This window comes from Megasphaera sueciensis (assembly GCF_050219315.1).
In the GTDB taxonomy this organism is placed as follows: Bacteria; Bacillota; Negativicutes; order Veillonellales; family Megasphaeraceae; genus Megasphaera_A; species Megasphaera_A sueciensis.
This window is the reverse complement of sequence record NZ_CP116939.1, coordinates 111,521-136,751: the sequence shown is the minus strand read 5'-3', so window position 1 is coordinate 136,751 and position 25,231 is coordinate 111,521. Positions and strand designations below refer to the sequence as shown.

The window sequence follows — 25,231 nt, the reverse complement described above, 5'->3', positions numbered from 1 at the left end:
AGAAACAATCAAACATCTCCTATCATTCCCAGGCAACAGCAAAACAGAAAAAATGATTCTTTTTATCTTTTATATAAAAGAATTATTTCCACCTGTTTTATACCGATTCGTTATACCTCTATAATTTTTTCTGTTTCCAATTTTACTTCTCCGCCAATCATAACACGCTGAAGTTCTCCTTTTACAACAACCGCAGCCGCGGCTATTACTCCGCCAGGTTGCTGCAGCTTGACAGCAATATTTCGATTCCCCATATAGGCTATCGCAGCCGCAGCCGCGGCAGATCCGGAACCACAGCTATGTTCCCAATATAGTGTATGGGTGTCTTTTACATAAACGGCAGGAATCATTTTCCATATTGTCGGATCAAGAAGAATAAGACCATAAGCAGCATAGTTTTCATCGGATACATACGTTTTAACAGCCCGCCAGAAAATATTCCTGTTGACTGCTGCTGCTCCTTTTCCTATAAAAACAAAATGAACAATGCCGGGAAGGACGACTCGAAAAAATCGGCAGGGAGCTCCGTCTATGTCAATAATAACTGCATCTACAGACTGCGGTAGAGGCATTTCAATAGAAGCATCATACACGCCTGCTGCCCGTTGATGAACGCTTGCCTTCAAAATTTCCATACAGCCGGAACATGAAATCATATATTCACCTTTTTCCGCACCTTCTACCATAGCTGCATAGGCAGCGGCTGAACGAGCGGCATTGCCGCAAAATTCGCCCCCCATCATATCTACACGCAAATCAAAATCATGCTTTATCTTATTTATTGCAAGAAAACCTACTTGTTCTGCTTCAATAGAATCAGAACGGAGGATTTTGGCAGCTAAAACAGCACGTTCTCCGGCTGCTGCCGAGTCTAATACAAATACAGTTGTATTCCCACTCGGATCTGCTAATACATAATGTATAGTTTTCATCACATATTCTCTCTTTTCAAGACGACTACGTTGCCAGAGAAGCATCTCTTCCCTGCAGCGAAATAATTACTGTATATTACAGAATAACATTGATTGAAATGCCCATTCTCATTCAGTTAATACATAACTGTGTTTTTCTTCCGCTCGGTTCTTTCCCCATGACAAATCCCAGAAATTTGAATTATCTCCGCAACAGGATGCGTACCACTTTTCAAAAAAAGGTACCGAGCTGCCGGTACCTTTTTATAAATTTCAGTGTTTTTTCCACTGGCCATTTTTATTTCTAACATTCTGGTTACTATATATTCCGTTATTTTTTAACTAAATTCTTATCTTCTGCATTGATGCGGATATGGAGTTCACGCAATTGTTTTACAGCTACTTCTCCCGGAGCTTCACTCATTTGATCAATAGCATTCTGCGTTTTCGGAAATGCAATAACATCACGAATAGATTTTCTCTTCAACATAAGCATAATCATACGATCAAGTCCAAAAGCCAGACCGCCATGCGGCGGAGCTCCGTATTCAAATGCCCGGAGTAAGAAGCCAAATTTTTCATTTGCATCTTCCGGTGTCAAGCCAATCGCCTTGAAAACACGCTGTTGAATATCCTGCTGGTAAATACGCAAACTGCCGCCACCCAATTCAACTCCATTGAGAACAAGGTCATAGGCTTTAGCATATACATGACCCGGATCCGTTTCCAATTTATCCAAATCTTCATCACGAGGTGCTGTAAACGGATGATGCATGGCAACATACCGTTTTTCTTCTTCATTATATTCAAACATCGGGAAATCAAGTACCCAGGTGAATGCAAATTTATTTTCATCTATAAGATGAGTACGCCGTGCCATTTCTTTACGAAGTTCCCCTAGTGCGGCAGCTACAACAGCTGGTTTATCGGCAATCATGAGAACCAAATCTCCTGTTTCCGATCCACAGGCTGCGCCAATTGCCTGAATCGTATCTTCACCCAGGAATTTCATGACCTGTGATTTGATTCCATCAGGTGTAAAGCAAATCCATGCTAATCCCTTCGCCCCATAGTGTCCGACATATTCAACAAGTCCGTCTAATTCACGGCGGGGAATTTGTGAATACCCTTTTACATTGATTGCCTTAACCTGTCCCCCTTTTTCAATAACACTGCGGAATACCTTGAATTCTGTACCTCGGACAAGTTCTGTAATATCTGTGAATTTCATATCAAACCGTAAATCCGGTTTGTCGGAACCATAATATTCCATAGCGTAATCCCATGTAATACGCTGAATAGGTAATTGTATATCATGTCCCAGTACTTCTTTAAAAATATAATGCATCAGTTGTTCTGTTAACTGAAGAATTTGTTCTTGACTCATAAAAGACATTTCCATGTCAAGTTGTGTAAATTCTGGTTGGCGATCCGCACGCAGATCTTCATCACGGAAACAGCGGGCAATCTGAAAATACCGATCCATGCCGGAAATCATCAAGAGTTGTTTAAATAACTGAGGAGATTGCGGCAATGCATAAAATTTTCCTGGATTTACACGGCTCGGTACAAGATAATCGCGGGCCCCTTCCGGTGTACTTTTACAAAGTTCCGGAGTTTCGATTTCAAAAAAACCGTTCTTATCTAAAAATTCACGCATAGCATGTTTTACACGATGACGCATAATAAGATTCTTCTGCATTTCCGGACGGCGAAGATCTAAATACCGGTATTTCAAACGAATGCTTTCATCTACATCTACATTATCTTCAATATAGAAAGGCGGCGTCTTAGAAGAATTTAAAATGCGCATTTCATCACAACGTACTTCAATTGTGCCTGTAGGCATCTTTTGATTAACGGTTTCTTCATCACGCATGCGAACTTCGCCACGAATAGCAAGTACATATTCTGTTCGTACTTGTTCTGCTTTTTTAAATGATTGTTCTTCATAATCCGGTGATGCAACAACCTGGATAACACCTGTACGATCACGCAAATCGATAAAAATTAATCCGCCATGATCACGACGACGTTCTACCCAGCCGCATAATATAACTTCCTTGCCTTTTTCTGCTTCCGTAACTTCTCCGCAATAATGACTGCGGCTCAACCCTTCCATTGTATCCATTACTTTGTCATCCTTTCTTCTGTGCTTCCATATATGCTGCTACTCCATCTAATGGAACAGCGATTTGTTCTTTTGTTTCCATATTACGAACTTGGGCTTCTCCTTGCAGCAATTCATTGTCACCGATAATCACGGTATATGCAGCACTGATTTTATTAGCGTACTTCATCTGTCCTTTCATGCTGCGTCCCATAAGATCGATTTCTGTATAGAAATGCCGTCCCCTCAGTTGCTGCTGCAGGTCAAACGCAGCAATACGCGCCGCATCCCCCAATGCAACAATATATATCGGACGTTTTTTTTCTGGTCGCTGCAAGAGATTCTGCTGCTGCAGGGTGAGCAGTAAGCGTTCCATTCCTACGGCAAAACCGATACCCGGAGTGGAGGGTCCTCCCATTTCTTCAACAAGACCATCGTATCGGCCGCCGCCGCAGACCGTACTCTGCGCACCCAGCGGTGCATACATAATTTCAAAGGCCGTCTTTGTATAATAGTCGAGTCCTCTGACAAGCCGGGTATCCAGCTCAAAAGGAATCCCAATTTTCGTAAGATAATTCTGAACTGCATCAAAATGTTCTTTGCATTCATCACAAAGATTATCGGTAATCTCAGGAACGCCAACAGCCGCTTTTTTACACCCTTCTTCTTTACAATCCAACACACGCAAAGGATTTTTATCAAGCCGTGCCAGACAATTTTCGCAAAGCATATCTTTTTTATCAGAAAAAAAATCAAGAAGTTTCTGGCGATAAATCGGACGACATTTAGGACACCCTACAGAATTTAAATGCAATACAAGATCATTTAATCCTAATTCCCGAAAGAGTTGAAATGCCATAGCAATAATTTCTGCATCTACTGCCGGATCCTGCGAGCCAATTTCTTCTACCCCAAATTGATGAAACTGCCGATATCTTCCGGCCTGAGGCCGATCATGCCGAAACATCGGCCCTATATAGAAAAACTTCTGAACCTGCTGTTCCGCATAAATCTTATGCTCCAAATAAGCTCGTACAACAGATGCTGTGTTTTCCGGACGCAGCGTCATGGATCTCCCGCCCCGATCATCAAAAGTATACATCTCTTTGGTTACAACATCTGTCGTTTCCCCTATACCACGCAAAAACAGTTCTGTATTTTCAAAGATAGGAGTACGAATTTCACCAAATCCATAATATGAACAAATTTGACGAATTTTTTGTTCCAGAAGCTGCCAATCTTCCATCTGTTCCGGCAAAAAATCCTGTGTGCCTCTTGGTGCCGTAATTGCCATTTTATCTATCCTCTCTTCCATATATATATGTACATAATTTGCGGCGCAGCTGCATTTTTTCCTCCAACGACGCCATGTATGCGTTAACTTCCTTGGGCATGTATAATTTTTCTAAGCGGTGTTCCGGCAAATTAATGAATTTAGTTGCTCCGCCGGGACCTGCTGCCAATACAGTTTGTCTTTCTTCCATCATTTGAATATTGTATTTTCCGATGGCATCAGAAAAAGCATAGCCGACATTAGCAAAACTAGCCGCCATGTATTTTTGACGATACATATAATAAGGTATATATCCTTTTTCAACAAGTCTTGCATCACAATATTCCAACATTTTTGTCACTTCCTCCTGAGATGGTATCCTATCTCTCAGCGGATGATGAAATAAAGGGGCCCTTTTTTTTAATGCTAACGTATGAATTGTAACATTTTCCGGCCATAGTTGGCAAACTATTTCCATATTTTCCTGCATATCTTTTACATTTTGAACAGGCAGACCCGCAATGAAATCCATATTAATAACCGAAAATCCCAGATCGCGACAGTTATTGAACATAGTATAAATATCTTCCACCCGGTGATGACGCCCCAATACATCCAATATTCGCTGCTGCATCGTTTGCGGATTAACACTAATGCGGTCTACACCATATTGCCGCAGTAATGCAAGCTTCTCTTTTGTTGCCGTATCCGGACGGCCAGCTTCTACAGTCCATTCCTGGACCGGGCTAAAATTGGCAGCAACAGATTGGATAATATCCTTTAAAATAGCAATCGGAAGGCACGTAGGGGTTCCGCCTCCTATATAAATGGTATCCACAGTTAGAGAGTATTGTCTGCAAAGCTTATTTAAATCCTGCAAATCGGTTTCCAACGCCTTTGAAAATGCTTGCAGACCAGCCTCTTCTTCCTTTCCAACAAGCCGTGATGGAAAGGAGCAATACAGACAATGGCTGGAACAATACGGAATTCCTACATAGAGTGCAACATGATTCCTCGGTTCCATTACAAAGGGACGTTGCAGCCGTGACATATGCACGAGCCGTTCAGCCATCTCCTTTTCTACACGATACTGCTGCTGCAGTATCGTTATTATCTCTTTATCCCCGAATCCCCTATCAAAAAAATGATGTACCAGTTTTGTCGGACGTACTCCCATAAGGGTTCCCCATGGCCCCGTTTTATTGCCAGTAAAGCGCTCATGCCAATGTATCAGACAATTTTTTATATCTTCACGAGTATGTCCGCATCGTATAATCGAAGCCCGGGATTTCCATTTTTTGTCATCCCGTATAAACACACAAGTCAAATCAATGATGCCATTCTCATCGGAAAGAAGGATATGAGCACCTATATTTCCCGTTTCATAGCCACCGACATAACCAAGATGAGCCATTACCTGACCAATAAAGGAATGGTATCCTTCCGGTCCCTTATAGCGATATCCTTGTTCATCCATTATTTGCAGCTTTAGATTTACGGGCTTCGTCTGCCCGCTTTTTTTGGCAATTTTCACAATACCCATAAACCTTTAACTGGTGATCTACCGTTTGAAAGTGAAGTTGTTTTTGCAAAATGGTTTCCAATGTTTCCAGTAAGTCATCACGGCATTCACGCACCTTGCCACATCCCAGACAAATTAAATGATGATGAAAATGTCCATCTTCTTCTCGGTCATTTAACTCATACCGACTGCACCCTTCATCAAAATCGAGTTTTTTCAACAAGTCCATTTCCGTAAACAAATCCAATGTTCTATATACAGTTGCCAATCCGATATCGGGTGCTGTTTTTTTCACACGTTCATATACATCCTCTGCACTCAAATGATTTTCCGAGCTTTCCACAAATGCACGCAGGATAACCTGCCGCTGCGAAGTCATTTTATATTTTTTATCCTTAATTTTATCTTTCATTCGTTTCATCATTACATTCATAATATCCGCTTTAGTTTTTTCCATAAAAATTCATCGCCTTTGTTTTATAAGTATTATAGAACCATAAATGCTTACAAATAATTTGTAAAACTGCCGTAATCGGTACAGTCAAAATCATTCCTTGAATACCGAACAAGGTTCCTCCCATAAGCAAAGCAATAACAATCGCAACAGGATGAAGACTAATAACCGCCCCCATAACCTGCGGCATTATGAGATGACTGTCAATCTGCTGAATAATGATATAGAAAATCAAAACCTTGGCGGCTAATGCCGGACTGACCAAAGCCCCTAATAAAATTGCCGGGATTGCCCCAACAATAGGTCCAATAATCGGAATCCATTCAGTAACCGCCGCCAATAGAGCAATAACCATGGGATAAGGGACCCCCATAATCCACATTCCTATAAAAGTTAACAAAGATATAATACAACTCATAATAAGCTGTCCGCGGATATAAGAACTTAATACCCGATCTACTTCATCAAATAATACATCCAGCTGCAGACGATATTCCTCAGGATAAAGATGAACAAAACAATCCACCATCTTTGATCCGTCCTTCATAAAGTAAAAAGTTATAATAGGAACAACAAAAAACTCAATTACCGTTCCAGCAATAGCAAATACTGACTTAACAAGGTTAGTTACTCCATCTATACCATAATTGCCAATCTTGACTAAGAAATCATTAATAATGCCTTTTACTTGGTCCGGTATATACAGCTGCGTCTGAGAGTTTTCAAAGTTCATAACCAACGCAGCCGTTTTATCCACCAAATTTTGAAAATTGGCTGCTAATAAGTTGACCTGTATCACCAGCGGATGCAAAACACTGTTCGTAATTCCGACAAGCGCTAAAATAAGAACTACAAAAGAAATCAAAATAGCCGCATCGACAGGAATTCTCCGTCCAGTAAGGCGCTGCACCCCCTTCAATACTGCATCCCGAACAGGGATGAGGATAAAAGTAATAATAAGTGATACTATGACAGGCCAGTACACAGCATGTACAGAAATAAAGATCCAGACAGCAAAAACGGCAACAACAATACGCAGCCAAAATTGCGATTCTCTGATCATATAACTCATCCCCTGCCTTCAAGATACGGATTGCCATGCCGTTCATCACCAATTGTCGTACTAGGGCCATGTCCGGGAAGCACAATCGTATCGTCAGGCAAAGGCATCAGTTTTGTTTCGATACTGGCAATAAGCTGTTCATATGAACCTCCATATAAATCTGTACGACCAATAGAATACTGAAACAACGTATCACCGGAAAATACAACCCCGCCGCCATATAAACACACACCACCGGGTGTATGTCCCGGTGTTTCATAGACTGTAAAAACTGTACTTCCGACACGGATTGTATCTCCATCAGAAACCGTATATTCCGGTGATGCACATTCAATTTTTTTGCCCATAAACATAGAAAGATTATTCTTGGAGTTCTGAATTAATCCGCTATCTTTTTTACTAACGTATACGGGAACATTTTTATGATTCCGCAATTCCTGCAAGGCTCCAATATGGTCCGCATGTCCATGCGTCAAAAATATTTTTTTAATAGTAAGGTCATGATCTGTCAGCGCTTTGTCTATGCGTTCATAGTCCCATGCCGGATCTATGACCATAGCTTCCCTCGTATCCTCATCATAAACAATGTAACAATTTGTTTCAATAGGGCCCAGCTGCATTGTTAGTATTTTCATCACATATACCTCCTAAAATTTCTTTTTGCTATCTATCAGTATGGTAACAGGTCCGTGATTGGCAAGAGTTACGACCATCTCTGTACGAAACACACCCGTACCAACAGAAATCCCGCAACGACGAACAGCAGCAACAAAATTTTCATATAAAGCTTCCGCCATTACGGGCGGAGCCGCTTGATCAAATCCCGGTCGCCTTCCGTGACGTACATCCCCATACAGTGTAAACTGTGATATTACCAGCATATCACCGCCAACATCCATAAGAGAACGATTCATTTTTCCCTGGTCATCTTCAAAAACACGCAGATTTGTAATTTTATCTGCCATATATTGTACATCTTCTTCTCCATCTTCCTTCCCCACGCCAAGAAGAACAGTAAGACCAAATCCAGCTTTACCTGTTTGTATCCCTTCCGAAATAACCTGAGACGACAACGTGCGCTGTATAACAGCTCTCATATAGCACCTCCCGTATATCGCTGTACCGTATACACATCTTTAAGACGGCGTATCTTTGTTGCAATAAATTCAAATTGAGCCAAATCTTTGATGCTGATTCCCAAATGAACGGTAACAGTTTTTGTGTCGTTTACTTTCGCATTGACATTGAGTATGGATATCTTCATCTCGGCTAATGTAGCCATAATATCCGCCATCACGCCCGTTCTGTCATATGCTACGATTTCCATATTAACTTCAAACATTTCCTTGCCATCATAGTCCCATTCTACATCAATTAAACGATCTATATCTTCCTGGTTATTTGTAATACTGGGACAATCGGCACGATGTACAGAAACCCCTCTGCCTCGGGTGATAAATCCAATAATCGGATCTCCGGGAACAGGACTGCAGCATTTAGCCAATCTCACAAGCAGACCCGATTCGCCTTTGACAAGAATTCCCGTACCACTCTTGTTTAATGGCTTTCTCGGACGAAGTTTTTCAACAACAGCGGTATGACTATTTTTTTCTTCTTCTTTCTGTCTATCTTTTTTATGTAAGTCGAGCAGCTTAATTAGTACTGTATTAACGGCAAAGCCGCCATATCCTACAGCCGCCAGCAGATCATCCTCCGACCCAGCGTTCATTTGCTTGGCCACTCTAGCTAAACGTCCTGCTTTATTCAATACTTTCCAATCATGATTCAGTCGTTTACACTCCCGTTCCAAGGCTTCTGCCCCTTTAGCCATATTTTCTTCACGATTTTCTTTTTTAAACCAACTTCGTATTTTTGAACGGCTTTCTGAACTCCCTACAATATTAAGCCAATCTAAACTGGGTTTTCCATTCTTAGAAGTTATAATTTCAATGATATCGCCATTTTTTAACGGCGTATTCAATGGTACAATTTTACTGTTAATTTTTGCTCCAACGCAGCGATGCCCCACATCGGTATGAATACGATAAGCAAAATCAATAGGAATCGCTCCTTGCGGCATATCGATCACATCGCCTCGCGGGGTAAATACAAATACTTCATCAGAAAACGCATCCAGCTTCAACGAGTTCATGAATTCCTTAGGATTGCTTGTATCCTGCCATTCCAGCAAGTTGCGCAGCCATCCCATTTTTTCATCGAATTCATTTTTGCCGGCATTTGCATGGCCTTCTTTATACCGCCAATGTGCCGCTACCCCATACTCAGCAACCCGGTGCATTTCCCATGTGCGGATTTGTATTTCTACGGGCTGTCCCCGTGTTCCAATAACGGTAGTGTGCAGCGATTGGTAATTATTGGGTTTAGGCATAGCAATGTAATCCTTAAAGCGATATGGCAGCGGTTTCCACAAACTATGGACGATTCCCAATACTCCATAACAATCTTGTACGGTATCTACAATAATACGGACAGCATATAAGTCATAAACTTGACTAAGATCCCGGTTATCTTTTTTCATTTTTTTATATATACTGTAAAAATGTTTCGGTCTGCCGTTAATTTCAAATTTTATATGGGACTCTTCCAATGCTTTACGCATGACATTAATCGCTTCATTAACGATTTCTTCGCGAACATGCCGTTTTTGTTTCATCTGATCGACTAAATCATAATATTTATCAGGTTCAAGATAGCGAAAAGACAAATCTTCCAATTCCCATTTAATATTAAAAATTCCCAGTCGGTGTGCTAATGGAGCAAAAATTTCCAATGTTTCCTGAGCAATTCTCTTTTGTTTATCACTGCGCATGTATTTGAGTGTGCGCATATTATGAAGACGATCTGCCAATTTAATAACTACGACGCGTACATCTTTTGCCATAGCCAAAAACATTTTGCGCATACTGTTTAACTGCTGATCTTCTTTTGTCCGGTAATCAATACGGCTTAATTTAGTAACTCCATCAACCAGAAAAGCCACTTGAGAACCAAATTCCTGTGTTAAATCCTCCAGCGTATAGGATGTATCTTCTACCACATCATGCAGTAAAGACGCCGTAATCGTCGTCGTATCAATCTGTAATTCTGCCAGTATTTGTGCCACTGCCAGGGGATGCGTGATATAAGGTTCACCGCTGACTCGCTGTTGTTGTTCATGCGCTTTATCGGCCAACTCAAACGCCTTTTTCACATCGACACAGTCCGCATTAGGTTGATAGGTATGAATCGTCTCTATTAAATAATTAAGTGCTTCTTGTTTATCTTTAAACTCCATCATGACGCCCCCTATCCCCGGGTATATTTCATAAAAGTCGGTGATTCTGCAAGACTCATTTTATGTTGAAACTGCGGTACATAGCAGACCGGCCCTTCTGCAGTATCTTCTGTAAGTAAAACACCTATTTCAAAAAATACATGCAAGGCAAGACAAACTATATGTCCATCTAAAATACCTTGAAAATCAGCTATCATCTTCTGTCGAATTTGCCATATCGGCAGATGTCGGATATCCAATTGCCGGCGTAGCTCCTTAAAAACATCCACCATTACGTCTCTATCTAAATGCAAGTTCACATCAGCCTGACCGCGCATATCCTGCAATATCATCTGCGGAGAACTCACTCCATTAAACGTATTTTTTTCCAGTTGAAATACTATATCTACCATATCCCCCATTAATATTTCTTCACATAAATACGCCATAGACCACCCCACGCCGCTTAAACATTTAGCAGAATTTCCCGCATTATCCTGCAAAACAGAAAAACGTATATGATGTCGATCTTTACCAATAGGGCGTATCTCTGTCAATTTTTGATCCATAAGAGAAAAACAAGGTCGGCTGTTTCCCATTCCATAAGGTTCTAAAAGACTTAGTTCATCAATAAGCTGTAATGATATAGACGCAGAAGGAAGTGCCATATCAACGGCTATTGTCGGTATATAATCATCAGCCTTCATATGAATCGCCGCATATTCATTCAGTCGATTACGGAACGCATTTATATTTTCCTCCTTGATAGAAAACCCAGCCGCCATAGGATGACCGCCAAATTGAATGAGTAAGTCTGCTGCATATTGCAGTGATTCATACATATTAAATCCGGCAATACTGCGGCAGGATCCTTTGCCAATTCCATCGCTTATGCTGATTACCAAAGCTGGCCGATAGTATTGCTCTACAAGACGTGAAGCGGCTATTCCAATAACACCAACATGCCAATGATTCCCGGCAGCGACTAATACTCCATCAGATCCATACCCGTTTTTTTCTATTTGCTCCAAAGCTTGCTCGGTTATATTCCGTTCAATTTCCTGCCGCTGACAATTCATCTCACTTAATTCATTCGCTGCTGCATGAGCTGCCGAACGGTCAGTTTCCAACAAAAGGCGTACTCCTTTATCCGCATGGCTGATACGTCCAGACGCATTAAGACGCGGTGCTATCGTAAAAGCAACACGTCCGGCATTTATTGTTTCTTTTTGTATGGATGCCACATCCAATAATGCCTGCAGTCCCAGATTACAACCTTCTTTCATATATTGCAGTCCTTGTTTTACAAGAATACGGTTTTCTCCTCTAAGGGGAACCAAATCAGCAATAGTTCCCAGAGCCACAATTTCCGCATATTTTTCCAGTTTTTCTTTATGCAAAATCTGCCACAAAGCCCGACATACAGTATAAGCTACACCGACTCCGGCAAGCTCTTTACAAGGATAGGTACATCCCTCTTGTTTAGGATTAAGCACAGCAAAAGCTGGTGGTATATGTTCCGGCGGTTCATGATGGTCTGTTATAATAATATCCATATATTTCTGATATGCAGTTACGTCCTGAAAAGAAGAAATTCCACAATCTACAGTAATTAGCAAATCAGTGCGCCTCGTCCGCAATTCTTCCAGCGCATGCCCGTTCAGTCCATATCCTTCACTTTGTCGAGCCGGAATATAATAGGCTGGATTTGCCCCCAAATCCCGAAGTACCCTGCATAATAACGCGGTAGCCGTAATACCATCCACATCATAATCACCATAAACAACAATATGTTCTTTATTGGCAATAGCTTTGGAAATCCGTGCTGCCGCTTTATCCATTCCTTTCATAAGAAAAGGGTCCGCTAAATCGTTCATTGTATCAAAAAGAAAATGGCGGGCATCCTCAACCGTACCTATATTTCGGTTAGCAAGGACACGCGCCAAAACAGTTGAAATGTGCAATTTTTGAGTTAGTTCCCGTATAAAATTATTATCTTTTTCCAACACATACCAACGTTTACGCATTATACCACCATTTCTCACAAATAATCACTATCAATATCAATAACGTATTTCTATTTTACCACTTTTCATTCTCACTATCTAGTCAAAATGCTATGGAAAACGCAAAATAAAAGAATTATTCTAAACATGAATTTGAGAATGCATAGGTAGAACCTTCACTATTTTTTTATAAAACAGAACACGCGGCAACTGCCGCGTGTTCTGCTAAACGTAAAAGGAATGAGTTCGACAAAATAACGAACCCATTCCTTCTTAGTAATTCAATGTATTCACTCACTGGTTGCAGTGAATACTTTTATTTTTTGCATAACATGCATATTATGCACTTATCTTAACGTACTGCTTAGGCTTCCATAGATTTCTGGAAACGAACATAGGATTCGCGACGAGTCTTGGCATCAGCTTCAGTTTTAGCATACATTTCCTGTGCTGCATCAGGGAAGGATTTAGCCAAAGAAGCGTACCGAACTTCACCTTGTAAGAATTCCTGGAATTTACTGTAGTCCGGTTCCTTAGAATCAAGGCTGAACGGATTCTTACCTGCTTCTTTAAGAGTCGGGTTATAACGATAAAGATCCCAATACCCACATGCAACTGCGAGTTTTTCTTCGTCCTGGCTCTTGCTCATGCCTTTGCGAATACCATGGTTAATGCAAGGTGCGTAGCAGATAACCAAGGACGGACCATTATAAGCTTCCGCTTCCGTCAATGCTTTGATGAGCTGATTCTGATCAGCACCCATAGCAACTTGTGCTACGTATACATAACCATAAGAAATTGCCATCATGCCAAGATCCTTTTTCTTTGTTTTCTTACCAGAGGCAGCAAACTGCGCAATAGCAGAAGACGGTGTAGCTTTAGAGGATTGTCCGCCTGTATTCGAATAAACTTCTGTATCAAGTACAAGAACATTTACATCCTGGTTTTGTGCGAGTACATGGTCAACGCCGCCGTAACCGATATCATAGGACCAGCCATCCCCACCGATGATCCAGTGAGAACGTTTAACAAGATACTTTTTCTTATCAAGGAATTCCTGAAGTGTCGCATTGCCGGCAGCTTCTTTTTCAAGAAGTGCAACCACTTTATCAGCACGTTCACGAGAACCTTCTCCTTCGTACATATTAGCAGCCCAATCACCTAGCGCAGCTTGAAGATCAGCAGAGGCTTCTGCTTTGGCAACATCAACTTTAGCAGCCATATCTTTACGGATTTTGTCAACCCCCATGAACATGCCGAGGCCAAATTCAGCAGCATCTTCAAACAAGCTGTTAGCCCAAGACGGTCCATGGCCAGCTGCGTTTGTCGTATACGGAGCAATAGGAGCAGATGCGCCCCAAATAGAAGAACAACCTGTAGCATTAGCAATCATCATGCGATCACCAAAGAGTTGAGTAACAAGTTTAACATACGGTGTTTCCCCACAACCGGCGCATGCGCCGGAGAATTCAAGCAGCGGAGTTTCCAATTGGCTGCCGATAACCGATTTCTTATTTTGCGGATTAGGCTTCGGAGCGACTTTATCCATCGCATAGTACCACTGATCCATCTTAGCGATTTGAGCATCGTCATTTTGAACCATAGTAAGAGCCTTAACCGGGCAAACGTTTACGCAGCTGCCGCATTCGAGGCAATCGAGTTGAGATACGACGATAGTTACACCATATTCCTTGCCGGATTTAGCTTTCGGAGCTACCTTAAAGCCTGCCGGAGCAGCCGCAGCTTCTTCCGCTGTTGTCAATACCGGACGAATAGCAGCATGAGGACATACAAAAGAACATTTGAAACAACCAATACATTTTTCAAAATCCCAGGAAGGAACGTGCATAGCCGGACCCGGTTTTTCAAACTTCGTAGTGCCGTTCGGCATAGTACCATCTTCACGACCAACGAATGCCGCTACTGTCAAATCGTCACCAACCTGATTCAACATCGGTGTGGCAACCTTCTTGAAGTATTCCGGTGTACTTGTTTCCGAAACTGCTTCATCAACTGCATCTGCCCATGAAGCCGGATAAGATACCTGATGGAATTCCGTAATACCGGCGTCAACAGCTCCGTTGTTCATATCAACAACTTTCTGACCTTTTTTGCCATAGCTCTTAACAATGGAATCCTTCAAATATTTAACTGCATCTTCAACAGGAATAACCTTCGTAAGTGCAAAGAAAGCAGCCTGCATAACCATATTGATACGAGTGCCAAGGCCCAGTTTCTGACCAATAGCATCCCCATTTAAGGTGTAAAATTTAACATGATGTTTTGCAATAGCACGTTTGATGAGAGCAGGCAGTTCTTTATCAAGTTCTTCATCAGTCCATGTGCAGTTCAACATGAAAGTACCGCCATCTTTAATACCCCGAAGCAAGTCAAAGCGTTTTACATAAGACTGACGATGGCAGGCAATGTAATCAGCTGCATCAATCAAATACGGCATTTCAATAGGTTTCGTCCCAAAACGCAGATGAGAGATCGTTACCCCGCCGGATTTCTTGGAGTCATATGCAAAATATGCCTGTGCATACATATCGGTATGGTCACCAATAATTTTGATAGCAGATTTATTGGCACCAACAGTACCATCGGAACCAAAGCCCCAGAATTTGCAAGCCGTAAGACCGGTTGTATCAAGCGGCATTTTTTCAGCACGAGGCAGAGAAAGATTGGTAAGATCATCCACGATTCCCAGTGTAAATTCATTTTTCGGAGCAGCAGATTGCAAATTATCAAAAACAGCCATAATATCTTCCGGAAGAACATCCTTGGAACCCAGTCCAGCACGGCCGCCAATTACGTCAATCGCAAGATTCTGTTCTTTTACGAAACCATTGATATCAAGGTATAAAGGTTCTCCAAGAGAACCCGGTTCTTTTGTCCGGTCGATAACAGCAATTTTCTTGACAGTTTTAGGAAGTACTGCCGACAAGTATTTTGCAGAGAACGGACGGAAAAGATGGACATTGATAGCCCCAACCTTTTCACCCTTGCTTGCCAAATATTCTACACAGCTCTTCACTGCTTCAAACATGGAGCCCATAGCTACAACTACATATTCAGCATCGGCAGCGCCTACATACGTAAAAGGTTTATATGTACGGCCGGTGATTTCAGAAATCTTATCCATGTATCCTGCAACGATATCAGGCATAGCATCATAAAGTTTATTATTTGCTTCACAATGTTGGAAATATACGTCCGGATTTTCTGCAGTACCGCGAGTTTCCGGAGCATCCGGATTCAAACCACGGGCACGGAAAGCCGCAACGGCATCCCAATCAATTAATTTACGGAAATTTTCAAAGTCCATTACTTCCACTTTTTGGATTTCATGAGATGTACGGAAACCATCAAAGAAGTTAATGAACGGCAAGGAGCCTTTCAAAGCGGCCAGATGAGCAACACCGCCCAGATCCATTACTTCCTGAACGCTGGATTCAGCCAACATACAGCAGCCAGTAGCACGAGCAGACATAACGTCCTGGTGGTCGCCAAAAATGCTCAATGCATGGTTAGCCAAAGCACGGGCAGCTACATGAAATACACCCGGAAGAAGTTCGCCGGCAACTTTATACATATTCGGGATCATGAGCAGAAAACCCTGAGATGCCGTATATGTAGTAGTTAAAGCACCTGCCTGCAGCGAACCGTGGAATGCACCGGCAGCACCGCCTTCAGATTCCATTTCAACAACGTTGACAGTGTTACCAAAGAGGTTCTTCATCCCTTGGGAAGCCCATTCATCAACATGTTCGGCCATAGGCGAAGACGGAGTGATCGGGTAAATTGCGGCAACTTCAGTAAATGCATAAGAGACCCATGCAGCAGCTTCGTTACCATCCATGGTTTTGAATTTGGTCATAGATAAAACACGCTCCTTAGTTAAAATATATTAACAATAATAGGTTTAATACCTAACTTGTTGTTAGACAAAGTTAAAAAGTTAACGAATACCGACAATATACAATATATTCATACATTCACAAAAAAGCCGCACAAAACCGCACGCTATCCGCTTCCACCCTGATTGGAAGCGGTACATAATGAGTTATATGCATATTGTATACGTTCCAAAATCTGCAATTATCTAGCTAGAAAGCCGTGAAACATATAAAAAAGTATTGCCATTATTCCAAATCTGTAATAATATAATAGTAATATTACTGATTTGCACAAGTAATATTTATACGTCCTTCCGACCACGGCAACCGAATGACTTTGTAACTTTTTTCTACAATTAAATTATATTCCTTCGGCATTTTAAATTCAATAGCACTTTTATGCTAGTTTTAACATTTGTATGTGAATATTTGTAAACATATACTTTTTGAGTGTCGTTTTACCCTAGGGAGGTGGCCATATGGATTTTCATCATCTTAAGTATTTTGTAGAAGTTGCCGATAAAAAGTCATTCAGTAAAGCCGCAAGGACACTGCACATTTCGCAGTCTGCCATCAGTCGGACCATTAAGGCCCTGGAAGAAGAATTAAGTGTCGTACTCTTCATGCGAAACGCCAAAGCGGTCGAGTTAACAGACGCGGGAACTATTTTCCTTACCCACGCCAAGCGTGTGGTATTTATGTTCGAGCACTTGAAAACTGACTTTGAAAATGAGTTCAAATTGGAACAAGGTACAGTTCTCATTGGCTTGCCGCCGATTACAGATGCTCCTATTTTCGCAAATCTTCTCGGGGCTTTCAAGCAAGAATATCCTCAAATCGAGCTTGACCTCTATGAACACGGTTCAAAAAAAGTTGAAATCAGTGTTCAGGAAGGTTTGATTGACTTGGGAATTATCTGCACACAACCTAAGGAAAAAGATTTTGAATCATTTTTCCTGACACAAGATCCAATGAATGTTATTATTCATCGTGACAATCTGTTGAGCAAAGAAAAAACTATATCCCTCAAAAAATTGGCTAATGAATCCCTTGTTTTATATCGTGATGATTTTAATTTACATGATGAAATTATTCAAGATTGTAAAAAAATCGGATTCCAGCCCAAGATTGTTTTTGAAACAAGCCAGCGGGATCTCATGATCCAGACAGTAGTTGCTAATCTGGGTGTTGCACTTCTTCCCAGTCGTTTATGCCCAACAAAAGATGCAAACCCCCGCACAGCAGAATCCGTCGTTGTCCGTCCGCTCGTAGAACCGGAAATTATGCATACCCTTTACGTTATCTGGAAGCGCGGTCACTATTTATCACACGCGGCGCAGCTGTGGCTGGATTTTGTACGCAATCGAATTCGAATCATCAATAATCTATAATATGTCAGGGAAAGGTAGTGCCAACTTTGCAATTCGGGGATAACACAAAAAGAATCATGCAATGTGCAGCAGACAAAACACAATATGTTCATAAAACTTGGTTTGTATGGACAAAAAAATGGTCCTACCGCTTAAAGAGTATGAAACAATATTGGCACTCCTTACAGGGAACAGAAAAAATATTGGCACATATTCTACTTTCCATGACAGTTCTTATTGTAGTGCAGTTTGTTTGGATTTTGTCCTTGCAATATCAAATGAATCAACTGACAGCGGCTGCAGAAATCAGAGAAATCCGCATTACTAATTTAGAACAGTCAGAAAAAAAACAAAACAGTATACTATACTCTACCTACTCTACTATTTGGGATTTGCAAAAACAATGGAATGATTTAAATTTCCGTGTATTAGAAAATTCTTGGAAACTAGGAAATTAACAAGTATATGTTGCAACCAGTAAACAGAGGCTGCAGTAAAATGAAGAATCTTTTCATTTCACTGCAGCCTCTGTTTTTCCCGTATCTAAAATACGAACGTCAACTGTTGAATTTTTTCAGCATTTCTTCCGGCCGCGGCAAATGTTCTACCAACCACCAAGGAGCATGCTGTTTTAATTGCGCTGATGTATAATGGCCGGTACTTACCGCCACTGTTTTAGCATAAATGGCTTTGCCACATTGAATATCATAAGGGGTATCACCAATGACAAATATGTTTTCGATAGCATCACCCCAAGCTTGCTGCACCAGTTTATATGCATAGCGTGCCATGTCATCACGATAATAAAAATCACAAGCAAAACCAGAGTGCGCAAAATCAAAATACGAGGATAATTCGTAGGCATCAAGCTTCAGCCGAGCACCATACTCACTGTTTCCGGTTAATAATACTTGTTTAAAATCCGAACGTTCTGCAAAAAAAGGCAGTATTTCACGAACTAAGGGAAATACCTGTCCATCTGTTTTAGAAATCCATTTTAAAAGCAGTTTTTCATACCGACGGCAAAAAACAGATACTTCTGTATGAGCAGGCATTTTTCCCGTCGCCTTAAACAAAAGCTGCTGACAAATATAATTATCCGTTCGTCCTCCCGCGGCAATCGGCGGTACTATAACTTTTTTCCCCTGCAGTTCGGAAAAGGCTTCTTCTATAGCATATAATCCTGCTTTTCCCGTGTTAAGTAATGTTCCATCTATATCCCAGAATAAAATATTCAATGTGGTTCCTCCAAAACTAAGCGGCCAAAACAATAGTTTATCCGCAGCCTTAATATAGGACACCCGCTGAATAAGCAGGTGTCCTATATTAAACAAATAAATTATTCAGCTACAATTTCTTTTGTATCGCGGGCAATCATAATTTCTTCATTGGTCGGAATAACATACATCTTAACGGTAGAATCGTCCGTACTGATAAGAGCATCCTTACCGCGGACATTATTACGTTCCGGACAAAGTTTTGCTCCTAAATATTCAAGTCCGTCACAAATGGCTGCACGGTTTTCAATACCATTTTCACCAACACCAGCAGTAAAAGTAATGACATCTACCCCGCCCATGGCGGCCGCAAAGGCTCCAATGAATTTACGTACTTGATAATGGAACATATCAAGTGCAAGCTGCGCACGTTCATTACCTTTGGCCGCAGCAGCACCCAGATCACGAAAATCACTGGATACTCCAGAAATACCAAGTACGCCGGACTTCTTATTCATAAGTGTATCCATTTCCGATGTGCTTAATCCTTTTTTGTCCATAACGTTCAATACAATGGCCGGATCCAGGTCACCGCAGCGAGTACCCATCAGCACACCCGCAAGAGGGGTAAAACCCATCGTCGTATCAACACATTTGCCATTCTTAATGGCTGCCAGAGAAGATCCATTTCCTAAATGGCAATTAATGATGCGCAGTTCTTCCACCGGTTTTCCCATAACTTTTGCCACTTGTCCAGCTACATAACGATGGCTGGTTCCATGGAAGCCATATCGACGAATACCATTTTCTTTATATAATTCATAAGGAAGGCCATACATATAAGCCTTAGCCGGCATGGTCTGATGAAAGGCCGTATCAAATACGGCTACCTGAGGAACATCTGGCATAATAGCTTTGCAGGCATTGATACCGATAATATTCGGCGGATTATGAAGCGGAGCCATATCAGAGCATCTTTCCAACGCTTTCATCACTTCCTCTGTGATCAAGGTGGAAGCTGCAAATTCTTCACCACCGTGTACAACACGATGTCCAATGGCATCAATCGCATCCATGGAAGCTATAACACCGCATTCTTTATCAGTCAGTGCATTCAAAAGCAATCGTACAGCTACTTTATGGTCAGGAATAGATTGTGTAACTTCTCTCTTCTGTCCATTCCATTTATGCGTAAATACAGCATCTTCCATTCCTATACGTTCCACCAAACCCTTTGCCATTACTTCTTCCTTGTCCATGTTTACCAATTGGTATTTCAAGGACGAACTGCCGCAATTTAAAACCAATATGATCATGCAATTTACCTTCTTTCATCGTCTAGTAAGATTTGATTTTGCCAAAAATGTAATCCGTCACTTCTTTACCCATGGCGTCACCGTCACGGTACATATACATGACATGCCAAATTTGGCCGTTATCTTCAAAGAAGAGACTCCGTACGTCCAGTTTGGTATTCTTGCCATGCAGCGGTTCTTCATAGGTATACTCCGTTTCCACAGCAGGCTTACCATTGACAGTCGTTTCGTTGACCTTCGTTTGCAGATTCGATATATCCGGTGTTTGTTCCAACATAGTACGTGAAGTTTCAGCCAGTTTTCGTACTGTAAATTCTTTTGCTGATTCGGAAATCGCCATCAAATTAATATGGGTATCATTTCCTACATACATTACACCATCACCATTTTGCCTGTTAGCTTTACCAAGCTGGAACGGGGTCATAAGAAACACTTCAGAATGTTCCGACTTCAATTGCGTATAGCCGAAACTGTATTCTTCAAGCATAGTTGTATTGCCGCAGCCGGACAGCAAACACCCCATCACAATTATAAGGCACATAGCCCACATTCTAAAAAATTTCATACTATCACCTATCATACTTTCTAACAGATATTATCTATTATATCATGTTTTTTCTTATAGAAAAGCAAATAAACTAACTTTTTATAAATTTACCTGCAAAAATTATAAAAACGTATTAATAATTTATGCTGCAGTCTGTTTCAGAGCTTAAAAGCTTAATCTCTTTATAGAAAGATACATCATTATATTCCCGCAATTTACTTGTTTACGCAGATGCTGTAATATAGTATATATAAAGAATAATATATTATAGGAATAGGAGGTCTTACATTTGGATAGCATCGCCATCATCGCCGAATACAATCCATTTCATAGCGGCCACAAAAAAATGATCGATACACTGCGAAAAACATATGGCATCAACACAATTATTATCGTACTGATGAGTGGTTCCTTCGTTCAGCGGGGAGAACCGGCTTTGTTTAGTAAATGGAAGCGTGCCGCTTGGGCCGTATCCTGCGGTGCTGATTGTGTATTCGAACTCCCCTGTTCTTTTGTTCTTAATGGCGCAGAAGAATTTGCTGCCGGCGGCGTCCGCCTTGCTTCCCAATTAGGCTGTACTGCTATATCTTGCGGCATAGAACATGGTTCCGCTTCAGATATAACAGCGCTGGCAGAAACAGCCTTATCAATTGATATAAAACCGTACTTAGCCGCAAGCCGACTGCAAGGTACCAGTTATGGCACGGCTTTAACACAAGCATTAGCCGATGCCCTCCCGCAAAAATCAAGTCTGCTGCAATATCCCAATACATTACTTGCTTTGGAATATGTTAAAGCCCTGAAACGTTATGCAAAAAAACTTCAGTTTCTTCCTGTAAAAAGAACAGGGTCACACAACGCACAAGATCTGACAGCCTACGCAAGTGCATCCCTATTACGGCAGGCGGTCATCACAACACGCCCTAAAACCGACTATATACAGTATATCCCCCAAAAAAATCGTAAGAGCTTTCAAAAAATTTTGGCTGACCAAGCCTATTGTGATTACTCCCGCTATCAAGATCTGATTTTATATGAAAGCCGCCGCCGCTCTCCTGAAGAATTAGGCTTGCTGCCAGCTTTTCGCGACGGTATTGAAAACCGGTGGAAAAATATAATGGGACAAGCGGTCCTATGGAAATCAGGAATAGAGGAGCTAAAAACACGCCGCTATCCTTTTACTCGACTTTGTCGCATGGGAGCCTATACAGTATTAGGCATAACCAAAAATTCTATGCTGCAATGGCAGGAACAAGGTCCTCAATACGCCCGTCTTTTGGCTTTAAATTCTCGCGGCCGGGGATTTATTCATGAAATAAAAAAAAATACTACGTTCCCTATTATCAATAAAATAACGCAATCCGTCGGCACGTTAACATCATGCGGCTTTACTATGCTTGCCTTAGATATATTGGCAACAGACATACAGCAGTATTGTTTCACTAATCCAGCTTTACGTTTTTCTCATGCAGACTACCATTATTCTCCTATTGTACTGCCTGTTTCATAATATATTAAAAATCAACCTTTTGACTTATTGACTTTTTGACCTTTACGTGTATAATGATACTTGAAATCACAGTAGACAATTATATTGCCTATAATGAAGGAGGTTTTATTATGGGAACTGAAAAATATACACAAAAAGTTATCGAAGCATTTCAAGCTGCACAACAAATCGCCGCTTTAAACTATCATCAGGAAATCACTGCAACGCATATGCTTATGGGCCTTGTAAAAGAACCGGAGGGTCTTTTATCCACTATTTTCACAGAATGCAAAACGGATTTGCCTATGCTGCAGGCACGATTAGATCAATTACTGAAAAGAATCCCGTCGGTTAAAGGTCAAAATCAATTGACAATGTCCACCGAAATGGTTCGTGTTATTGGTAAAGCTCAACAATTAGCGGCTTCCATGCATGATGAATATATCAGCACAGAACATCTTTTGTTGGGAATTGTTGAAGAAAGTGATGATAATGTAAAATCATTATGCCAAGAATTCGGATTGCATAAAGACAAAATCATGTCCACTATTAAATCAAACCGCAAACAACATGTTAACAGCGACAATCCGGAAGACAACTACAAAGCCTTGGAAAAATATGGCCGTGATCTTACAGAAGCAGCACGTAAAGGAAAACTTGATCCCGTTATCGGCCGTGATGATGAAATCCGCCGTACTATCGAAATTCTGTCACGCCGCACAAAAAACAATCCGGTACTTATCGGTGAACCCGGTGTAGGAAAAACAGCTATTGTAGAAGGTTTAGCTCGCCGCATTATCGCCGGGGATGTACCTGAATCATTAAAAAACAAAATGCTTTATTCTCTTGATATGGGTTCTCTTATAGCCGGTGCTAAATACCGTGGAGAGTTTGAAGAACGGTTGAAATCCGTATTGAACGAAATCTCAAAATCAGACGGCCAAATTCTTCTTTTTATTGATGAAATCCATACCGTTGTAGGCGCTGGTGCATCAGAGGGCTCCATGGATGCCGGCAATATTTTAAAACCCATGCTGGCCCGGGGCGAATTACGCTGTATCGGGGCTACCACCTTGAATGAATATCAAAAATATATTGAAAAAGATGCTGCTTTAGAACGCCGTTTTCAACCTGTTATGGTTGGTCAACCTTCTGTAGAGGATACCATCACAATTCTCCGTGGTCTGAAAGAACGCTATGAAGTACATCATGGCGTACGGATCCGGGATAAAGCCTTGGTAGCAGCCGCCGTTTTGTCAGATCGATACATTTCCGATCGTTTCTTACCTGACAAAGCTATTGATTTAGTCGATGAAGCCGCCGCCAAATTACGTACAGAAATAGAATCTATGCCACAACCCATTGACGAAATCAGCCATAAGATCATGCAACTGGAAATAGAAGAACAGTCTTTGAACAAAGAAACCGATGCTGCTTCCAAAGAACGTTTAGAAAAAATCATAAAAAAGAAAGCAGAATTAAAAACAGAAGAAAGTAAACTTAAATCCAAATGGGAAGAAGAAAAACAATCTATACTACGTACACAAGCTATAAAAAAGGAAATAGACTCCGTAAAAAGCCAAATGGAAAAAGCAGAACGTGAATATGACTTAACCAGAGCTTCCGAATTAAAATACGGTAAACTTCCTGAATTAGAAAAACAAATGGCAGAACAAGAAAAATTACTTACCACACATCAAGATTCGCAGCTTTTAAAGGAAGAAGTCGGTGAAGAAGACATTGCCCAAGTCGTCAGTCGATGGACAGGTATTCCTGTTACAAAAATGATGACGGGAGAACGAGAAAAGCTTCTCCACTTAGAGGATATTCTGCACGCACGTGTCGTAGGTCAGGACGAAGCCGTCCGCGTCGTCAGTGAAGCCATTATCCGTGCACGAGCCGGTATCAAGGATCCTAATCGCCCAATTGGTTCATTTATATTCCTCGGTCCTACCGGCGTAGGTAAAACAGAATTGGCAAAAACACTGGCTGAATGTCTTTTCGATGATGAACGTAATATCATCCGCATTGATATGAGCGAATATATGGAAAAACATACCGTATCACGTCTTATCGGTGCTCCTCCGGGATATGTCGGCTATGATGAAGGCGGCCAGCTTACGGAAGCTGTACGCCGTCACCCTTACAGCGTTATTCTTCTTGACGAAATAGAAAAAGCGCATCCGGATATCTTTAACGTACTCCTGCAAATTCTGGACGATGGCCGCCTGACAGATGGGAAAGGCCGAGTTGTCAACTTTAAAAACACAGTCATTATCATGACCAGCAATCTAGGCTCTCATGAAATCCTGGAAAAACAAGATTTTACCGAAGCAGAAAAAGCCGTACGTGAATTACTGAAAACCTATTTCCGCCCAGAATTTTTGAACCGTATCGACGACATTATCGTCTTCAAAGCTCTTCAAAAAGATCAAGTTCGCAATATCGCCGCTATTTTGCTTAAACGCTTAAGCGAACGGTTAGAACGGCAAGTTAAAATAGAATTGACTTGGACGGAAGATGCGCTGCAGGCACTTGCCGATCAAGGATTTGATCCTCAGTTCGGCGCCCGTCCTTTACGACGCCTTATTGTCCATACTGTCGAAACAGCTCTGAGCAAAGATATTATCAGTGGTACTATTCGCGAAGGAGATACGGTTTCCATTGGTTTTGACGGAAATCATTTCAGTTTTACACCGTTCCGTAAACATGAAGAAGAAGTCCAGTGAACAATATCGTAGTCCCCCAGCATGAACAAACTATATATATGTTATAAATCA

Annotated in this window: 18 protein-coding genes; 4 read left to right on the top strand and 14 right to left on the bottom strand. The window is 41.3% G+C overall.

All coding sequences use genetic code 11. From position 1 onward, the window contains the following. Positions 1–110 precede the first annotated feature (110 nt). The 11 genes from NXG62_RS00665 to nifJ all read right to left on the bottom strand — a co-directional run bounded on the left by NXG62_RS00665 (position 111) and on the right by nifJ (position 16,493). Complete coding sequence (locus tag NXG62_RS00665; protein WP_427114296.1) at positions 111–932, bottom strand: hypothetical protein; 822 nt, start codon at positions 930–932, stop codon at positions 111–113. Between the two features lie 310 nt (positions 933–1,242). Then, positions 1,243–3,042, bottom strand: a complete 1,800-nt coding sequence (gene aspS / locus NXG62_RS00660; protein WP_427113139.1) for an aspartate--tRNA ligase — start codon at positions 3,040–3,042, stop codon at positions 1,243–1,245. Between the two features lie 7 nt (positions 3,043–3,049). Then, complete coding sequence (gene hisS / locus NXG62_RS00655; protein WP_427113138.1) at positions 3,050–4,315, bottom strand: histidine--tRNA ligase; 1,266 nt, start codon at positions 4,313–4,315, stop codon at positions 3,050–3,052. 1 nt (position 4,316) lies between these two features. Further along, positions 4,317–5,828, bottom strand: a complete 1,512-nt coding sequence (gene hemZ / locus NXG62_RS00650) for a coproporphyrinogen dehydrogenase HemZ (RefSeq protein WP_427113137.1) — start codon at positions 5,826–5,828, stop codon at positions 4,317–4,319. Continuing rightward, a complete protein-coding gene (locus NXG62_RS00645) occupies positions 5,764–6,273 on the bottom strand; it encodes a Fur family transcriptional regulator (RefSeq protein ID WP_427113136.1) in 510 nt (169 codons plus the stop codon). Before NXG62_RS00645 ends, hemZ begins: the two co-directional genes overlap by 65 nt. After that, entirely contained in the window at positions 6,260–7,333 is a 1,074-nt protein-coding gene (locus NXG62_RS00640; RefSeq protein ID WP_427113135.1) for an AI-2E family transporter, read from the bottom strand. The genes NXG62_RS00645 and NXG62_RS00640 overlap by 14 nt, the downstream gene beginning before the upstream one ends. A gap of 5 nt (positions 7,334–7,338) precedes the next feature. Then, entirely contained in the window at positions 7,339–7,968 is a 630-nt protein-coding gene (locus tag NXG62_RS00635) for an MBL fold metallo-hydrolase (protein ID WP_427113134.1), read from the bottom strand. A gap of 12 nt (positions 7,969–7,980) precedes the next feature. After that, the gene (gene dtd, locus NXG62_RS00630) at positions 7,981–8,430 is read right to left on the bottom strand and encodes a D-aminoacyl-tRNA deacylase (protein WP_427113133.1); all 450 of its coding nucleotides are present in this window, start codon (positions 8,428–8,430) and stop codon (positions 7,981–7,983) included. After that, complete coding sequence (locus NXG62_RS00625) at positions 8,427–10,628, bottom strand: RelA/SpoT family protein (protein ID WP_427114295.1); 2,202 nt, start codon at positions 10,626–10,628, stop codon at positions 8,427–8,429. Before NXG62_RS00625 ends, dtd begins: the two co-directional genes overlap by 4 nt. An 11-nt stretch (positions 10,629–10,639) precedes the next feature. Next, the gene (recJ, locus tag NXG62_RS00620) at positions 10,640–12,634 is read right to left on the bottom strand and encodes a single-stranded-DNA-specific exonuclease RecJ (protein ID WP_427113132.1); all 1,995 of its coding nucleotides are present in this window, start codon (positions 12,632–12,634) and stop codon (positions 10,640–10,642) included. A gap of 343 nt (positions 12,635–12,977) precedes the next feature. Further along, positions 12,978–16,493, bottom strand: a complete 3,516-nt coding sequence (gene nifJ, locus NXG62_RS00615; RefSeq protein ID WP_427113131.1) for a pyruvate:ferredoxin (flavodoxin) oxidoreductase — start codon at positions 16,491–16,493, stop codon at positions 12,978–12,980. Positions 16,494–16,991: 498 nt separating this feature from the next. Here nifJ and NXG62_RS00610 point away from each other — a divergent pair, with 498 nt between their 5' ends. Continuing rightward, positions 16,992–17,903, top strand: a complete 912-nt coding sequence (locus NXG62_RS00610; RefSeq protein ID WP_091647185.1) for a LysR family transcriptional regulator — start codon at positions 16,992–16,994, stop codon at positions 17,901–17,903. Positions 17,904–18,043: 140 nt separating this feature from the next. Beyond that, positions 18,044–18,340, top strand: a complete 297-nt coding sequence (locus NXG62_RS00605; RefSeq protein WP_427113130.1) for a hypothetical protein — start codon at positions 18,044–18,046, stop codon at positions 18,338–18,340. Positions 18,341–18,439: 99 nt separating this feature from the next. On the opposite strand, the gene NXG62_RS00600 is transcribed toward NXG62_RS00605, so the two are convergent. The 3 genes from NXG62_RS00600 to NXG62_RS00590 form a co-directional block, all read right to left on the bottom strand. Further along, positions 18,440–19,120, bottom strand: a complete 681-nt coding sequence (locus NXG62_RS00600; RefSeq protein WP_322351604.1) for a haloacid dehalogenase-like hydrolase — start codon at positions 19,118–19,120, stop codon at positions 18,440–18,442. 101 nt (positions 19,121–19,221) lie between these two features. Beyond that, positions 19,222–20,415, bottom strand: a complete 1,194-nt coding sequence (locus NXG62_RS00595; protein WP_427113129.1) for an acetate/propionate family kinase — start codon at positions 20,413–20,415, stop codon at positions 19,222–19,224. A gap of 22 nt (positions 20,416–20,437) precedes the next feature. Next, positions 20,438–20,980 carry a hypothetical protein gene (locus tag NXG62_RS00590; protein ID WP_427113128.1) on the bottom strand — a complete coding sequence of 181 codons (543 nt, stop codon included), beginning with the start codon at positions 20,978–20,980 and terminating at the stop codon, positions 20,438–20,440. Between the two features lie 271 nt (positions 20,981–21,251). Here NXG62_RS00590 and NXG62_RS00585 point away from each other — a divergent pair, with 271 nt between their 5' ends. Beyond that, complete coding sequence (locus NXG62_RS00585) at positions 21,252–22,472, top strand: tRNA(Met) cytidine acetate ligase (protein ID WP_427113127.1); 1,221 nt, start codon at positions 21,252–21,254, stop codon at positions 22,470–22,472. A gap of 110 nt (positions 22,473–22,582) precedes the next feature. Further along, positions 22,583–25,180, top strand: a complete 2,598-nt coding sequence (clpB, locus tag NXG62_RS00580) for an ATP-dependent chaperone ClpB (RefSeq protein ID WP_427113126.1) — start codon at positions 22,583–22,585, stop codon at positions 25,178–25,180. Positions 25,181–25,231: the final 51 nt, after the last annotated feature.

Coding starts and splice junctions, on each gene's coding strand:
- NXG62_RS00665 (WP_427114296.1), bottom strand. CDS start 932: ATGAAAACTATACATTATGTATTAGCAGATCCGAGTGGGAATACAACT.
- aspS (WP_427113139.1), bottom strand. CDS start 3,042: ATGGATACAATGGAAGGGTTGAGCCGCAGTCATTATTGCGGAGAAGTT.
- hisS (WP_427113138.1), bottom strand. CDS start 4,315: ATGGCAATTACGGCACCAAGAGGCACACAGGATTTTTTGCCGGAACAG.
- NXG62_RS00645 (WP_427113136.1), bottom strand. CDS start 6,273: ATGGAAAAAACTAAAGCGGATATTATGAATGTAATGATGAAACGAATG.
- NXG62_RS00640 (WP_427113135.1), bottom strand. CDS start 7,333: ATGATCAGAGAATCGCAATTTTGGCTGCGTATTGTTGTTGCCGTTTTT.
- NXG62_RS00635 (WP_427113134.1), bottom strand. CDS start 7,968: ATGAAAATACTAACAATGCAGCTGGGCCCTATTGAAACAAATTGTTAC.
- dtd (WP_427113133.1), bottom strand. CDS start 8,430: ATGAGAGCTGTTATACAGCGCACGTTGTCGTCTCAGGTTATTTCGGAA.
- NXG62_RS00625 (WP_427114295.1), bottom strand. CDS start 10,628: ATGGAGTTTAAAGATAAACAAGAAGCACTTAATTATTTAATAGAGACG.
- recJ (WP_427113132.1), bottom strand. CDS start 12,634: ATGCGTAAACGTTGGTATGTGTTGGAAAAAGATAATAATTTTATACGG.
- nifJ (WP_427113131.1), bottom strand. CDS start 16,493: ATGACCAAATTCAAAACCATGGATGGTAACGAAGCTGCTGCATGGGTC.
- NXG62_RS00610 (WP_091647185.1), top strand. CDS start 16,992: ATGGATTTTCATCATCTTAAGTATTTTGTAGAAGTTGCCGATAAAAAG.
- NXG62_RS00605 (WP_427113130.1), top strand. CDS start 18,044: ATGAAACAATATTGGCACTCCTTACAGGGAACAGAAAAAATATTGGCA.
- NXG62_RS00595 (WP_427113129.1), bottom strand. CDS start 20,415: ATGATCATATTGGTTTTAAATTGCGGCAGTTCGTCCTTGAAATACCAA.
- NXG62_RS00590 (WP_427113128.1), bottom strand. CDS start 20,980: ATGAAATTTTTTAGAATGTGGGCTATGTGCCTTATAATTGTGATGGGG.
- clpB (WP_427113126.1), top strand. CDS start 22,583: ATGGGAACTGAAAAATATACACAAAAAGTTATCGAAGCATTTCAAGCT.